Source organism: Rhabdochromatium marinum, assembly GCF_016583795.1.
Classification (GTDB): Bacteria; Pseudomonadota; Gammaproteobacteria; order Chromatiales; family Chromatiaceae; genus Rhabdochromatium; species Rhabdochromatium marinum.
Genome location: NZ_NRRS01000093.1, coordinates 1 through 13,826, shown reverse-complemented (window position 1 = coordinate 13,826; position 13,826 = coordinate 1). Strand labels below are relative to the sequence as shown.

Genomic DNA, 13,826 nt, shown 5'->3' with positions numbered 1-13,826 from the left:
CGTCAACCTACTCGAGAAGGAAGGCTCCTCGCTCAGCATGGCGCACAAACGTCGCAAGGCCGCCTGGGACGACGACTATCGCGCTAAGATCCTGGCTGCTTGACGATTAATACGCGCTCGCCCTGCGTCACGCACGGGCTGCGGTCACAGCTGGACAACACACACTTCAACGCTACCATCTCGTATTCTGCGATGGAAATTATTTGGCCCCTCCCGACGCCTATCTCTCTTATCGTGAAGCGGATGGCACGTACTTGTTGACCGTGCTACGTGAGCTGCAACGTCCCGCAGTAGCGATTTTCGGCAGTGCTGACCATCACCTGCCCAGCGGATGGCTCGATGAAGTGGCCGCGATCGGCCAGCAAGTCAGGTTAGTTAATGGGGCGGGCCATTTCTTTGCTAACGGCTACGAGTTCGAGCTGCAGGATGCCGTGCTTGATGCGTTAAGCACGCTGGAATCGACCCTACCAGAGACGCAATCCCCTTGATCCGTCTACCACCCCTGCCCAGTTTTGCCTATTTGCTGCTTTTCATTGCCTTGGCAGTAGCCGCATCTGGTGCGGTGGGGTGGTGGATGCTGGAACGCATGGATGCGGTCAAGCAGGAAGCGATGGAGAGCAACCGCGATGCCGCCCACGGGGAGGTCAAGCGTGCGTTGTCCGTAACCCTATCCACACTTAAACACCAGCTGAACTCATTGGCCGTTTGGGGGGAAACCCGCCAACAGTTGACCGACCCCACCTACTATGGTTATTGGCGAGAGAACCGCGCCCTGGCCAACGGTCGCCTGGCAGCGTTCGTGGTAGACCTTGAACTCTACAATGCCGCTGGTCAGGCGCTGCTGGAACACCCTGGCAGGATGCCGGGGCGACTACCCGAACACACCATCTATCTTCACCGTGAAACGGACGAGGCATACCTCTACCTCTTTACGCCCGTGCGTTTGGATACCGGGCAAGTGATCGGTCATGCTGGCCTTAAAGCGCCGCTCATCACAGTGCTCTTGGATGTCAACCGATTTATCTACGCTGATCCTGAAAGACTCGACATCCTTGACCCCGGTGGCACGCTTGATGCCGGAGAATGGCTGGCGTTATCTGGTGCGGAGGCACTGAGTGGGCGAATTGCTGTAACGCCCCAGCCGCTGCCAGAAACCGAGGCACTGGAGCGGCTGATGGGCGAAACCCTCATGCAACTCGCGGTGGTGGCACTGCTGCTCGGTGCCCTTTACTACTTGTTGGTGGTGCGACTGTTGCAGCGGCCACTCACCCTGCTGGCACGACACATCGACGCCTTGCGCCGTGGTGAGACGTCCGGGCCGCTGGCCGATCCTCCTCGGTGGGCACTGCGGTTGCGCGAGCTTGAGACGGTGCGCAGCTCGCTTAACGACTATCAGGAGGCGTTACAAGCGGCCCAGATGGGCATCCGCCAGAAAACTCGGGAATTGTGGGAGTTGAGCCATCGCGACCCGTTGACTGGGTTGAACAACCGGTTGGCCTACGACGAAGATTGGAAACAACTGCTCGCCATGCTACGTGGTCGCCCGGTGGGAGTCTCCGTCATCCTGATCGATGTCGATCACTTTCGCGCCATCAACGATACCTACGGTTCTGACGTGGGTGACGAACTCATCCGCAGCATTGCACGCTGTCTCGCCAACAGTCTGGGCGAGGATGACCGCCTCTATCGCCTTGGCGGCGATGAATTCGCGATCCGGCTGGTAGGCATGGGCAGCAAGGATGCGGAGAGTCGAGCCCAGGATTGTCAGCTGTCAATCGGAGACTACGATTTCAAGGAAACCTTGGGCATCCGCGAACCCGTGCATTTCTCAGTGGGTTTGGCCTACGCCGAAGGAACCCATTCCAAGGAACTGGCGCAGCTCCACCGACAGGCCGACATCGCCCTCTATCAGGCCAAGCGTCCCGGCACCGCCAAAATTGTCCGCTACACCCCCGAGATGGGGGCGGCGGCCGAGGCGATGATTTCCAGTCGCTACGTTCATGCCGTCTACCGCGCCATCGAACAGGGCGAAGGGTTTCAACTCTACTACCAGCCGGTGGTGGCTCTCGACAAGACGGGAGGCTATCATGAGGTGCTGGTGCGACTGCGTGATGAAGAAGGATTGATCTCCCCGGCCTTCCTCTTTCCGGTAGTCGAAGCCGAAAAGCTGGCGATCGAGTTCGACCAAGCTGTGTTGCACCACCTCATTGAGTTGCTTCGCCGCGACGCCCTGCCGGCAGGAGCGGGTCTCTCGTTTAACCTTGATGGAACCAGCCTCACCGATCCTCGCATTCATGAGCAACTGGTCGAGCTGGAACCCTTCCTGGCCCAACGCAAGTTATTGCTGGAGGTGACTGAAACCGCATTGATCGCAGATCTCAACGCGGCCTCCACCATCCTCAAGGATTTACGGGATCGGGGCTATCTCATCGCCCTGGACGACTTTGGCAGCGGCTACTCCTCGCTACGCTACCTGTCCGCCATGCCAGTCGACGTGGTCAAGTTCGACATGTCCATGGTTCGCGATCTGGAACTAAACGATGGCCAGGGCCGCATGACTGAGGCCATCGTGCAGATGATCCTCAATGCCGGCTACAAGCTGGTGGCCGAAGGCGTCGAGACCGAATCCCTGATGAACCGCGTGCGCGCCGCCGGCTTCACTCACGTCCAGGGCTATCTGATTGGGCGACCATCACCGTCGTTATCGCCGATTCGCTGAAATCGTTTCAACCCAGCACCCGATTACTCAGGGCACTCAGGGCAAGGGGTCCGCGCGCTGCTGGCGTGCCAGTTCCATAAAAGCGCGCAGATAATCGATTTCAGCGTCCGGCTCGCGAATACCGAAAAAAATCCGTTTGGCGATGCCTTGGGGGCCCAGGCGTACCGCCGTCAGTTCAAGCTGCTCGGCGGCGTTCCCTTCCGCCAACCAGCGGGGTAGAGCAGCGACACCGCGCCCACTGGCAACCATTTGTAGCAGGATGTCAGTGGTTTCAATGGTTCTGTGGTGCTGAGGCCGAATGCCGGACGGCAACAGGAATTGGGTGTAGATATCGAGCCGATCGATGGGCACTGGATAGCTGATCAGGGTTTCCTGCGCTAGTTGCTCCGGTCGCGCGAAGGGGCGACCAGCGAGCCGGTGGCGAGCGCCGACCACCAACACCTGCTCATAGTCGAGCACCGGCTCGAACCGCAGCCCCGTTCTATAGAGTGGATCGGGAGTCACCAACAGATCAATCTCGTGGCCAAAGAGCGCTCCAATGCCACCGAATTGAAATTCCTGCCTCACATCCACGTCTACGTCTGGCCAGGCAGCGAGATAGGGCGCAACCACTTTCAGCAACCACTGGTAGCAAGGATGGCATTCGATGCCGATGCGCAGCGTGCCCCGTGCACCCTGGGCGAATTGTCGCAGACAGTCCTCGGCGTGGGCGAATTGCGGCAGCAAGCGATTGGCCACCGCCAATAGATAGCTGCCAGCCTGGGTGGGACGCAAGCGGCGGCCCTCTCGGATCCACAAGGCCACACCAAGCTGATCTTCCAGCTTGCGCACTGCGTGACTCAAAGCCGATTGGGTCAGGTTGAGTTGCTCGGCAGCAGCGGTCAGTGAGCCTTGTTGATCAACAGCGCGAACAATCGCGAGGTGCATACGTTCTAAACGCGCCATGGCAACAGCAACCAGTCATCAAGTCTTGAATGTCGCGACCAGGCCTTCGAGCTTGGTCGAGAGTTCTTCTAGCTGGACCCCAATCGATTGTGCCTGACGGGTTTGGCTGACAGTCTGTTCGGACAACTGGGTGATGTCCTGCACGTTGCGCGAGATTTCGCTAACCATCGCCAACTGTTCCTCGGCGGCGCTCGCGATCCGGATATTTCGGTTAGTGATCGACGAGAAAGTCTCCACGACCTGTTTTAAAGCGTCCACTGACTCACGGGTTTTCGCAGCGGTATGGGCTCCCTGGCGATGGCCCTCGACCATCACGCCCGTCACTTCGGTGGACGCCGACTGCACCAACCCGATCATGGCCTCGATTTCCTGAATCGAGGCCTGGGTGCGCTGGGCCAGGGTGCGCACTTCATCGGCGACCACAGCGAAGCCGCGCCCCTGGTCGCCGGCGCGGGCGGCCTCAATGGCGGCGTTCAATGCCAGCAGATTGGTCTGTTCGGCGATACTGCGAATCACATCCAGAATACCCCCGACCTTTTCACTGTCGGTGGCTAGCCGTTGCACCACCTGCTCGCCATTACTGAGTGTCGAGGACAGGGTGTCGAGTTCTTGCATCAGATCGTTCATCCGGCGTGCGTTCGTGGTGGCACCCTCATCGGCCTGCTGCACCACCTCGGAGGTCTCGGCGGTATTTTGCGCCATGTTGGCCACCGTGGACTCGATCTCATGGATGGCGGTAATGACCGAATCGGTCTGCTGGCGCTGCTTTTCCATGTAGCTGGCGGTCTGATCGCTGGCCGTCGCAGCCTGGGCGGCAGCGGTGCGCAACGCTGAGGTCACCTCAGCCACTCGCGAGAAGATCTCGTGTAGCTTGCTGATAAACGCGTTGACATTGGCGCCCAGCTGGCCGATCTCATCCTCGCGTTTGACCGGGATGCGATAGCTCAGGTCGCCCTTACTTCCTGCGAGGTCAGCGGTGATGATGCGCAACTCCGCGATTGGCGCAAGAATGCGCCGCTGGAAAAGAACATAGATGGAGCCAATGCCCAGCATGAAGAGGGCCGCGAGTAGCAGCCCCTCTTTTAGCGCGTCCGAGCGCGCCTCGGCGAGTTTCGCCTCCAAGGGCACGGTGACGGTGAGGCCACCGAGGAGTTCCGATGCGTCGAGCGCGATCCCGTGACACTCGGCGCACCCGGCATGCATGTCGCTGGTCAATGGCACCGTCAATTCCAATTGTGTTTTATCCGTTGCCACAATGGGCTCGCGCCGTCCAGTGGCAAAAGCGCGCAAGGAGTCACGCTCAAACGCGGTTGTGACCTGGGTGTCCTTGCCGCCGAGCGGTCGATGCCCGGTGATCGAGGCATTCCCCAGCAAGCGCACGCGGTTTTGACGCTCACCAAAATCGTTGATCACCGCCTTGTCGACAGCGGCGATGGTTCGCGTCCAGTCTCCGAGCACTTTGGCACGCTGCTGCTCATCGGCCGCCGCGCGGTATTCCTGGCTGAATTTTTTGGTCGATACCATAAACATCTGCCCGGAACGCTGCGCCAAATAGGTCGCGGTCTCCAGCGCATTTTCGCGCACCTGCTTGACTTCCCCTTGGTAGCTATACACCAAGAGGCCAATGGTTCCGAAGAGGCCCAGCAGAGCCAGGCTGGCTGGAATGAGAAAACTGATTCTTGTGAAAAGGCTCATCGGGTTGCTGAACTCCAGAGTGCAGTCATTAGCGCGTGTCATCAGCGCTGAGATTGATAGAGATTATCATCTATATTAACATGAGTGCCTTGCATGTTCCGATGAAAAAATTCCATTTCAATTCATGATTAAGACCGGGGGACAATAGCGCTATCGTTCATCTGCCACAGGACAATCAATATGGCCATCACCCACACGCTCGGCTTTCCCCGCATCGGTGCCAAGCGAGAATTAAAACGCGCTCTGGAGTCCTACTGGAAGGGTCAGTCCTCGATTGAGGACCTCAAGGCCGTCGGCGCCCAGCTACGAGCGCGTCACTGGGAGGATCAGACCGGGCTGGATCTGGTTCCGGTGGGCGATTTTGCCTTCTACGACCAGATGCTCGACATGAGCTTCACACTCGGCAATCTCCCCGAGCGCGTGCGCGGCCTCGCAGGCGATGCCCTCGACACCTATTTCCGCGTGGCGCGCGGTCGCTCGGCCCCGGCGGCCGAACAGCAAGCCGGCTGCAGCGGCGGCGTGGCGGCCGGCGAGATGACCAAATGGTTTGATACCAACTACCACTACATCGTGCCCGAGCTCACGGCTAACACCGAATTTCAGCTCGACGCCTCGCGTCTGCTCGACCAACTAGCCGAAGCCAAGGCGCAGGGCGTGCGGGCCAAGCCGGTCATCATCGGCCCGGTGACCTATCTCGCCCTTAGCAAGACCAAGGACGGCTCGGATCCCCTGGCGCTGCTTGAGCAGCTGCTGCCCGTCTACGCCGAGCTGCTGACCACACTGGCCGCCAACGGGGCCGAGTGGGTACAGATCGACGAGCCGATCCTGGTTACCGAACTCGACGAGTCTTGGCGTCATGCCTGCGAGGTTGCCTACCATGCATTGAAGAGCGCGCCGGTCAAGTTAATGCTAGCGACCTATTTCGGCGAACTCCAGGATCAGCGCTATCTGGTCGCCAACCTGCCGGTGGACGGCCTGCACATTGATGTTGTACGCGGACGTGACGATCTGGTACCACTGCTGAATCTGCTGCCGTCCAACAAGATTCTGTCGCTTGGGGTGATCGACGGGCGCAACATCTGGAAGACCGATCTGAACGGGACGCTCGACTGGCTGGAACCGCTCCAGATACAGCTCGGCGAGCGGCTGTGGATCGCGCCCTCCTGCTCGCTATTGCATGTGCCAGTGGATCTCGACAGTGAGCAACACCTTGATATCGAGATCAAATCCTGGCTCGCCTTCGCCAAGCAGAAGCTTGATGAGTTGCGTATCCTGGCCTCCGCACTCAACCGAGGGCGTCATACCGTTCAATCCGAACTGGCCGCCAACCGCGCCGCCATTGAGGCGCGCCGCAGTTCGGCTCGGGTCAACAATCCCGAGGTCAAGGCCGCGATCGCCGAGATCAATGCCCAGCTCGGACAGCGCAAGAGCCCCTATGCTAAGCGCGCTGCCAAGCAGGCCGAGTTGCTCCAACTGCCCAAGTTCCCCACCACCACCATCGGCTCCTTCCCGCAGACCTCCGAGATCCGCCAAACCCGCCGCCAGTTCAAGTCGGGCCAAATCGACGAGACGGTGTATATCGAAACGATGCGCGGTGAGATCTCTCGCTGTGTGCGCGAGCAGGAACAGTTGGGTCTGGACGTCCTGGTGCACGGCGAGCCCGAGCGCAACGACATGGTCGAGTACTTCGGCGAGCAACTCGACGGCTATGCCTTCAGCCAGTTTGGCTGGGTGCAGTCCTACGGCTCGCGTTGCGTCAAGCCGCCGATTTTGTTCGGCGACATCAGCCGTCCCAAGACGATGACGGTCGACTGGATCACCTACGCCCAGTCGCTGACCGACAAACCCATGAAGGGCATGCTCACCGGCCCGGTCACTATTCTCAACTGGTCGTTCGTGCGCGACGACCAGCCGCGCTCGGTCACCTGCCGCCAGTTGGCCCTGGCGATTCGCGAAGAGGTGCTGGACCTGGAGCGCGCTGGTGTGCGCGTGATCCAGATCGACGAGGCGGCGCTGCGCGAAGGTCTGCCGCTGCGCAAGTCGCAATGGAGCGACTATCTCGGCTGGGCGGTCGATTCCTTCCGCATCACCGCCAACGGCGTCGCGGACGAGACCCAGATCCACACCCACATGTGCTACTCGGAGTTCAACGACATCATCGCCGCGATCGCCGACATGGACGCCGACGCCATCACCATCGAGACCTCGCGCTCGGACATGGAGCTGCTCGACGTTTTCGACGACTTCAAGTACCCCAACGAGATCGGTCCTGGCGTCTACGATATCCACTCGCCCAACATCCCAGCCGAGACGCAGATGGTCGAGTTGATGCGCAAGGCCGCCGAGCGCATCCCAGCCGAACGCCTCTGGGTAAACCCCGACTGTGGCCTCAAGACCCGCCAGTGGCACGAAGTCATTCCGGCGCTGACCAACATGGTCGCAGCCGCTAAACAGCTACGAGGCGATCTGATCTATTCCTCCACAGTTTCAGAACAATAGATCCGCCGCGTGTTAACCCCTTTGCGCAAACGCGGCCGACTGCGCCAACGCAGCTACCGCACGCACAGTTGCCACGTCCGCCGGCAGAGTGAGCGCCTTCTCGCTACGCGCCAGCGCCAGTCTGCCATGGTAGGCGACGGCGTCTCGCATGGCGAAATCGCCGATCAGGGCCAGGGATCGCAACGCCTTCTGCAAGCGCACAGCAACCTCGATCGTACCGGCGCCGTCGCGTGCAATCGCCGTGAAGGCATCATCGAACAAGTCCATCACCGCAAGCTCCGGCACCTCGACGCGGTCGTATTTGGGCGCCTCACCCTCTTTCTGAGCGCCCGAATCGTTCCAGAGCACAAACAATCGAACCAGTGTTCCGATCACGTCGATCGCAGTACCGGGATCGTTGACCGCCGGGGACAGCGCACGACCGGCGATCTCCGACAGTACCACCAGACCGAAGCGAGGATCTTCTTGAAACGTGCGGTCGTCTCCGATCACGAAAGACTGGATCACCTGATCGCAGTCGATCGCCGTGTCCCCATCGGGACTATCGCTGACGCGCGCCAGCGCCTGTCCAGGCGCGGCAAAGGTTCCCGGCAAGGCCGTGACGACAATGCGTCCCTGCCCCTTTTCGGCGCAGGCCTGAAGCGCGGCGATATCGACGTGCTGAACATAGCCGACCGTAGTCGCGAACACGGCTGTCCCAACGGCGTCTTGAGAGCGTTGCGCCACGCCTTGAAGTGTGGGCGCATCGCGACGCCGCATCAGGGCGTCGGCCGTGGCCTTCTCGACGACGTCGATGGTCATTCCCAGCCGCCCAAGACGTGCAATGCGATCCACCCAACGTAGAAACGTCAGGATGACGATGCTAAAGACCGCCGCCATCAGGATGAAGAGCGTAAAGAGGCCCGCGCTTTCGAAGTAGTCGTTTTTCACGGCCGTCAGGGCCACGACACTGAAAATGAAGGCGCCGATGAAGGTCGAGAGGGCATTCTGCGAGACATCGTCGGCAATGATCAGCCGGAATGAGCGCGGTGTTGCCGTGCTGCTGGCCGAAGCGTACGCAGACACCATCGATCCAACCGCGAAGGTGGCAATCACCAGCATGCTGGAGGCCATGATGGAAAGGAGACTTTCAATGGAATCGGCGGAGATCGCCGGCATGAGCTGCGCAAGATCCGAGTCGTCCGCGAGCTTGGCGACAAAGACGTTCGCAATCGACAAGAGACAAATCACCAGCGGCTTGACCCACAGCCGCTCGCGTAGCCGATGACCGAGTAACTTGAGCCGGCCGCGCGACATGATGGCTGACATAGAGATCTCTTGTGTGCTATCTGGCTTCGGATCGGATTCTTCGACGAACCCGCCCGTTCCTCGGTGTTCCATGTGTCGAAGTTTGCCTTGGCGCCCTCCGGTCGGTCCCGGATGCAGACATGATTATAGGCTTCTCATCTTGTCTCCGGTCCCGTTGCGCTCTGCTTTCCTGCGCTCAGCCTCGGCAATGCGGCGCTGCCCGTCGACCACATTGGCGTGCGCGCGGTCGTCACCGGCACGCCGCGTCTCCAGTTCGCGAATTGTCTCCGTGCGACCGTAAACGATCAGCTGATTGCCACTCTGTGCCACGGTGTCGTCTCCCGGCGTGCCGAGCCATTCACTGTTGAACTTGGCGAGCCCGAGCACCAGTACGCCTTCCTCGGCCGGACGCAGCGCGCGGAGCGGCTGGCCATCGAGCCAGCTAGCATCCTCGACGGCACAAGCATCAAGGAGGACACGGCGGTGACGATCCCCGCGTTGCCGAGCAGCATGAGGGGCAGAACGATACGGCGGCGTACGGCCTTCAAACCGACGACGGCTGCTCGCCGGGCAGATGATCCGCGACATAGGCGCCGCGCTCTCCGCGCGGACGTTCCTCGCCCCGGGTGGTATCGCGGGAGGTCTGCCGCTCAATCTCCGCATTAAGCTCGGCACCGAGGATGGTGATCAGCGCCGAGATATAGAGCCACATCAGCAGCACGATGACAGCGCCAATCGACCCATAGGTCGCGTTGTAAGTGCCAAATTGGGAGACATAAAAAGAGAAGAGCGCAGATGCCGCCAACCAAAGCACGACAGCAAACACCGAACCAACCGAGACCCAACGCCAACGTGCGAGCGCGCGCGACGGTCCGAAACGATACAGGATCGCGAGCATGGTCAGCGCCAAGGCGGCCAGCACTGGCCAGCGCACCAGGTTGACGAGCGTGCGCGCAAACGATCCCAGCCCGACATAGCCCATCACGACCGGCACCGCGACGATCAGGGCAAGCACGACGACGACCAGAACCACCAGGGAGAAGGTCATGGAGAAGGCCGTCAGATTCAGCCGCAGAAAACCGCGTTCCTCGCGCTCGTCATAGACGATGTTCAGGGCCGCGATCACGGATCGGGTGCCACGGGTCGCGCTCCAGACGGACAGCAGAATCGCGCCGGCCAGTCCGGCACCAAGCGCCTGCCCGGAACCCGAGGCGACCTCGCGCATCTGCTGCGACAGCAGCTGATAGACCTCTGCCGGTAGAAAGGCGCTCAGGGAGGAGAATTGGCTCTGCACTTGCATCGGGTCGGCAACCAGCCCGAATAGGGCGATAAGCGCCGCGATAGCGGGAAACACGGCCAGCAGACCGTAGAACGCGACCCCGGCGGCGGCGAGCGAGATGTTGTCTTCCGAGGTCTTGCGCCACGCACGCGCCAGTATCTTGAGCCAGCCGCCTGGCGGAATCTCGCCAGGCGAATTGGCGAGGCGACCGATCGCCCGGTCAGTCTGATCGTCGGAATCCATCGGATCTCTCCCATTTTACTATCAAAGACTTGGGCCAGAATCCGGCGGCCAGACCGCCGTCATCCAAGCGACGGGCCAGCGGGAGCCGTCACACGTCAAACCTTCAGCCGGCCGGATCCTCGGTTAAAGGCTATGAATAGGGACAAACAGGTGTGGCCCGCACCCAACAATCGACTCAGCGATGGCCCTGGGTTTGGTTAAGCAGCCCGCATGCCAGCGCTTGATTTGAGACACCCGGAGCTTGGTGTTTGCGGCTCCGCTGCAGCGCAACCGATAGGGAGACGGCGCCTGATTAACCGCAGATTCCAGAGCACCGCCCGCCATCCGCTCAAGGCTGTCGTATGCGCTCTAGGATCCGATCTCATAGCCGCCCAGCGCCGACCAGAGGGCGTCGTCAAGCAATCGGCGGTTTGGGGCATTCGCACCAGTCCCCGCACCGACATCGGTGCTTATCAACCGACTGAGGCATCCAGAGGCTCACTTACAACCCGCATCCTCCAACCGCGCAGACGTTTGAGCGCAGCGCGATTGACATTGGGCTTGCTCACTACTCCCAATCACTGACACCACGAAGGATGCCCTATGAAATTAATTCCTTGCATGAGCTTTGCGATCTTACTCTCACTGTTCACGCTGACCGCACCGAGCTAGGCCGCTCCACAACCGAAAACCGATGTTCTTTTTAGCTGTCGCGGCAAACCAAGTTCCTGGAGCGCAATGTGCCTATTGAGATTCAGCGGCCCGCCTCCAACAATCACCCTGCGGGTTTGCCCGAGCTTGCTGGAATCGCGGGATCGCACCCCACCAACAGCCTACGAGAGAACAAGAATGAGCGCATCGTCCGCTGCGAACAAACAAGAAACGCCAATCGCCGTCTACGGCGCCATGGCGGCAAACGGCGTGATCGCCATCGCCAAGGGAATCGCGGCCCTGTACACCGGCAGCTCGGCGATGTTCTCCGAGTGCATCCATTCGCTGGTCGATACCGCCAACGAGGGGTTGCTCCTCTACGGCATGAAGCGTTCCGGGCACCAGCCGGACCAGGCGCATCCCTTCGGCTATGGCAAGGAGCTTTACTTCTGGAGCCTAATCGTCGCCGTCGCGCTCTTTGGTATCGGCGGTGGACTGACCTTCTTTGAGGGGTTGACCCATATCACCGGCCATGCCTCGGAGGAGCGCGGCAATGTCATGTGGAGCTATGGAGTGATCGCCATCGCACTGATCGCCGAAGGCACCTCCTGGACGATTGCGCTCCGGGAATTCCTGCCTTCGGTTAAGGGCAAGCGTCTCTGGCAGGCATTGCGCGCTGCCAAAGACCCTACCACGGTCACCGTGATCTTCGAGGACTCCGCCGCGCTGGCGGGACTGCTGTTCGCCCTGGTCGGTGTCTATCTCACTGATGTCACGGGCAATCCGGTCTGGGATGGCATCGCCTCCATGCTAATTGGCGTGACCCTGTCCGGCGTCGCGCTCCTCCTCGCCTACGAGAGCCGCAGCCTGTTGATCGGCGAAGCGGCGGATCCATCGGTGATCGAGAGTATTCGCCAGATCGCCCGCGCGGACGCGGACGTAGTCGAGGCCGGCCGGCCGCTGACCATGCATCTTGGCCCCGATGAGGTTCTGCTGAATCTGGATGTCCGGTTCCGCTCCGGCCTGCCGTCGGAGACGATCATGGGCGTGGTGGATCGGCTGGAACGCGGCATCCGAGAACAGCACCCGGAGATCAAACGCATCTTCATTGAGGCCGAGTCGCTGCGTCGGGAAGGTACTGGCAGCGGCGCTCGACCGATCTGAGGATATAGCCGCATAAACGGCTGGAGTTCGTGGACAGCGTAGACGCCGAGCTTCCACTGCTCGACCTGCCGTGAGTAAAGGTTTCAGTGACAAACACTTTGAGGACATTCTGACATGAAAACCGTGAGCATTCTTTACCACAGTGGCTATGGCCACACGACCAATCAGGCCAAAGGTATCGTCAGCGGTATCGACAGCGTCGAGCAGGTGCAAGCTAAGCTGATTGCGATCAATCAGGACGGCGAGATCACCGAGTCGGACTGGCAGACACTGGACGCATCGGATGCCATCATTTTCGGCTCGCCGACCTACATGGGCATGGCCTCCTGGCAGTTCAAAAAAGTTGCCGACGCGACGAGCCAACGCTGGCTCAACCAAGCGTGGAAGAACAAAGTCGCAGCAGGCTTTACCAACTCGGCGTCGATGAATGGCGACAAGCACTCCACCCTGCACTACTTTATGACCCTCGCCATGCAGCACTCGATGCTATGGGTAGGCACTGGCCTGATGCCGTCCAACACCAAGGCAGCCAAGCGTGACGACCTGAACTATCTTGGCTCCTTCAGTGGATTGCTAGCACAGTCGCCCTCGGATGCCAGCACCGACGAAGCACCGACGACCGGCGATATCGAAACCGCCAAGGCGTTTGGCGTCCGTGTAGCAACGGTGGTCCGCGATTTGCTGAGCTAGGCCCATGTCCAATCACGACAGGCTCAGATTAAGAGGGTCTGTTGGCGTGTTGACGGCACGAGAACCAGGGCAATCATTTGGGTTTGAAGTCCTTGACCATGATTCAACCGACCTTAAAGCAGGCCACCGTACTGGTCGTCGGCGGCAGTTCGAGGCGCTGGGGACCCTTGATCATCTGGTTGTGGCGGTACGGCCAGATGTGCGCTCGGGCGCCTTTCTTGAGATCGCTGTCAATGAGGCGAAAGGCGCCTTCGAGACCAAGTTTTAGGGGCTGTACCGACTCATCCAGTCCGCGTATCCCTATCTGCACGCGTCCGGCAGCATCCCACTGACAGGGTGCTACCTTTCAATAATGTCCTTAGCAAGGCTGAGCACCGAACTGATCGATCTTGTCCCAGAATTGCGCCCAGCGTCCGGTCGACTGAACCAACGCACGTAAGCTCAAAACAATCTTGGCGCCCTGATGTTTCCAGCGCATGCCCGCTCCGCACAGGCGCTGCTTGACCAGGGTTTTACAGGCCGCTTCGATGACCCCGGAGCCAATCGGTAAGTTCTCGGCTAGGTGCGCGGGGTAGTTCATGCGTTCACGTTGATTGCTGAAGTAGGTCAGGGCCGCTTGAAGATTGGCTTTGACGGTTTTGCCCAAGGAGCGCTTGTCCATCAGGCGTTTGCCTT

Annotated in this window: 11 protein-coding genes and 1 pseudogene; 5 read left to right on the top strand and 7 right to left on the bottom strand. The window is 60.2% G+C overall.

The features are described from left to right. Positions 1 to 203: 203 nt before the first annotated feature. Together CKO36_RS17125 and CKO36_RS17120 are read left to right on the top strand one after the other, a co-directional pair. A complete protein-coding gene (locus CKO36_RS17125) occupies positions 204 to 488 on the top strand; it encodes an alpha/beta hydrolase (protein ID WP_200285984.1) in 285 nt (94 codons plus the stop codon). Then, positions 485 to 2,719: a putative bifunctional diguanylate cyclase/phosphodiesterase gene (locus CKO36_RS17120; RefSeq protein ID WP_200285982.1), complete on the top strand. Its 2,235-nt coding sequence runs from the start codon at positions 485 to 487 to the stop codon at positions 2,717 to 2,719. The genes CKO36_RS17125 and CKO36_RS17120 overlap by 4 nt, the downstream gene beginning before the upstream one ends. Positions 2,720 to 2,755: 36 nt before the next feature. Here CKO36_RS17120 and CKO36_RS17115 read toward each other — a convergent pair whose 3' ends face one another. Beyond that, positions 2,756 to 3,664: a LysR family transcriptional regulator gene (locus CKO36_RS17115; RefSeq protein ID WP_200285980.1), complete on the bottom strand. Its 909-nt coding sequence runs from the start codon at positions 3,662 to 3,664 to the stop codon at positions 2,756 to 2,758. A gap of 18 nt (positions 3,665 to 3,682) precedes the next feature. Beyond that, on the bottom strand, positions 3,683 to 5,359 hold the full coding sequence (locus CKO36_RS17110; protein WP_200285978.1) for a methyl-accepting chemotaxis protein: 1,677 nt from the start codon (positions 5,357 to 5,359) through the stop codon (positions 3,683 to 3,685). 180 nt (positions 5,360 to 5,539) lie between these two features. Between CKO36_RS17110 and metE the strand changes: the two genes are divergently transcribed. After that, a complete protein-coding gene (gene metE, locus CKO36_RS17105; protein ID WP_200285976.1) occupies positions 5,540 to 7,858 on the top strand; it encodes a 5-methyltetrahydropteroyltriglutamate--homocysteine S-methyltransferase in 2,319 nt (772 codons plus the stop codon). Positions 7,859 to 7,870: 12 nt separating this feature from the next. Here the strand turns inward: metE and CKO36_RS17100 are convergent, their stop codons facing one another. The 3 genes from CKO36_RS17100 to CKO36_RS17090 all read right to left on the bottom strand — a co-directional run bounded on the left by CKO36_RS17100 (position 7,871) and on the right by CKO36_RS17090 (position 10,667). Further along, complete coding sequence (locus CKO36_RS17100) at positions 7,871 to 9,166, bottom strand: DUF2254 domain-containing protein (RefSeq protein WP_200285974.1); 1,296 nt, start codon at positions 9,164 to 9,166, stop codon at positions 7,871 to 7,873. Positions 9,167 to 9,289: 123 nt separating this feature from the next. After that, a complete protein-coding gene (locus CKO36_RS17095; RefSeq protein ID WP_200285972.1) occupies positions 9,290 to 9,733 on the bottom strand; it encodes a TrkA C-terminal domain-containing protein in 444 nt (147 codons plus the stop codon). Beyond that, on the bottom strand, positions 9,690 to 10,667 hold the full coding sequence (locus CKO36_RS17090; RefSeq protein ID WP_200285970.1) for a YihY/virulence factor BrkB family protein: 978 nt from the start codon (positions 10,665 to 10,667) through the stop codon (positions 9,690 to 9,692). Before CKO36_RS17090 ends, CKO36_RS17095 begins: the two co-directional genes overlap by 44 nt. A gap of 828 nt (positions 10,668 to 11,495) precedes the next feature. Between CKO36_RS17090 and CKO36_RS17085 the strand changes: the two genes are divergently transcribed. Next, the gene (locus tag CKO36_RS17085; protein ID WP_200285968.1) at positions 11,496 to 12,461 is read left to right on the top strand and encodes a cation diffusion facilitator family transporter; all 966 of its coding nucleotides are present in this window, start codon (positions 11,496 to 11,498) and stop codon (positions 12,459 to 12,461) included. 114 nt (positions 12,462 to 12,575) lie between these two features. Beyond that, positions 12,576 to 13,151: a flavodoxin family protein gene (locus tag CKO36_RS17080; protein ID WP_200285966.1), complete on the top strand. Its 576-nt coding sequence runs from the start codon at positions 12,576 to 12,578 to the stop codon at positions 13,149 to 13,151. Between the two features lie 103 nt (positions 13,152 to 13,254). Here CKO36_RS17080 and CKO36_RS17075 read toward each other — a convergent pair whose 3' ends face one another. Further along, entirely contained in the window at positions 13,255 to 13,461 is a 207-nt protein-coding gene (locus CKO36_RS17075; protein WP_200285964.1) for a hypothetical protein, read from the bottom strand. Positions 13,462 to 13,509: 48 nt separating this feature from the next. Then, a pseudogene (locus tag CKO36_RS17070) lies at positions 13,510 to 13,826 on the bottom strand (ISKra4 family transposase); the annotation flags it as partial.

What these genes read in the sequence shown, in the direction of transcription:
- CKO36_RS17100 (WP_200285974.1), bottom strand. Translation starts at nt 9,166, where the DNA reads ATGTCAGCCATCATGTCGCGCGGCCGGCTCAAGTTACTCGGTCATCGG.
- metE (WP_200285976.1), top strand. Translation starts at nt 5,540, where the DNA reads ATGGCCATCACCCACACGCTCGGCTTTCCCCGCATCGGTGCCAAGCGA.
- CKO36_RS17090 (WP_200285970.1), bottom strand. Translation starts at nt 10,667, where the DNA reads ATGGATTCCGACGATCAGACTGACCGGGCGATCGGTCGCCTCGCCAAT.
- CKO36_RS17080 (WP_200285966.1), top strand. Translation starts at nt 12,576, where the DNA reads ATGAAAACCGTGAGCATTCTTTACCACAGTGGCTATGGCCACACGACC.
- CKO36_RS17085 (WP_200285968.1), top strand. Translation starts at nt 11,496, where the DNA reads ATGAGCGCATCGTCCGCTGCGAACAAACAAGAAACGCCAATCGCCGTC.
- CKO36_RS17115 (WP_200285980.1), bottom strand. Translation starts at nt 3,664, where the DNA reads ATGGCGCGTTTAGAACGTATGCACCTCGCGATTGTTCGCGCTGTTGAT.
- CKO36_RS17095 (WP_200285972.1), bottom strand. Translation starts at nt 9,733, where the DNA reads ATGTCGCGGATCATCTGCCCGGCGAGCAGCCGTCGTCGGTTTGAAGGC.
- CKO36_RS17110 (WP_200285978.1), bottom strand. Translation starts at nt 5,359, where the DNA reads ATGAGCCTTTTCACAAGAATCAGTTTTCTCATTCCAGCCAGCCTGGCT.